Origin of the sequence: Psychromonas algicola, assembly GCF_004378355.1 — a bacterium.
GTDB lineage: Bacteria > Pseudomonadota > Gammaproteobacteria > Enterobacterales > Psychromonadaceae > Psychromonas.
Window position 1 is genome coordinate 1 of the sequence record NZ_SNUB01000090.1, and the last position, 553, is coordinate 553.

Consider the following 553-nt stretch of genomic DNA (forward strand, 5'->3'; position numbering starts at 1 on the left):
GCGTTAAATTTCTGAATTGCGATTAACATGAATTTCGAATCTGAATTAAAAAAAGTTACCTTTGATGAATATGGTGAAGTCGAAAGGGATCAGCTGTATGACTTTATAGATAAACTTGAGTTAATTGAAAATAAAAGAGACTCTATTCCGTATATATTTAATTTATTTGAAAATAACTTCGACAAAGAATTTGGTGAACCTGGTCCCTTAGTACATTTTATAGAAGAAGATTTCGACTATTTTGAAATCTTGAAAAAATCAATTGAAAAACAACCTACCTTAATTACAATCAAAATGGTTAATAGAATTATAAATGGTGTATCTAATACAGAAAAAGAAGAATGGCTTTCTATTTTAGAATCTATATCAAATAATCATGCTATTGATAATAAGCTAAGTGAACTAGCTAGTGAGTATTTATCGTACCAGCGTGACGAAATTTAACAAAGTTAATCAAAACAGACGCAAAGTATTCTGCATTTTTGGCGTGGACGCTTCGCGTTGATTGTACGCCAAAAATACTCCATACTTCACGCTGTTTATTAAGGCGTTA

Annotated in this window: 1 protein-coding gene; it reads left to right on the forward strand. The window is 30.4% G+C overall.

The window, feature by feature from the left end; genetic code table 11:
- The first annotated feature begins 27 nt into the window (after positions 1-27).
- Entirely contained in the window at positions 28-444 is a 417-nt protein-coding gene (locus tag E2R67_RS16475; RefSeq protein WP_134292023.1) for a hypothetical protein, read from the forward strand.
- Positions 445-553: the final 109 nt, after the last annotated feature.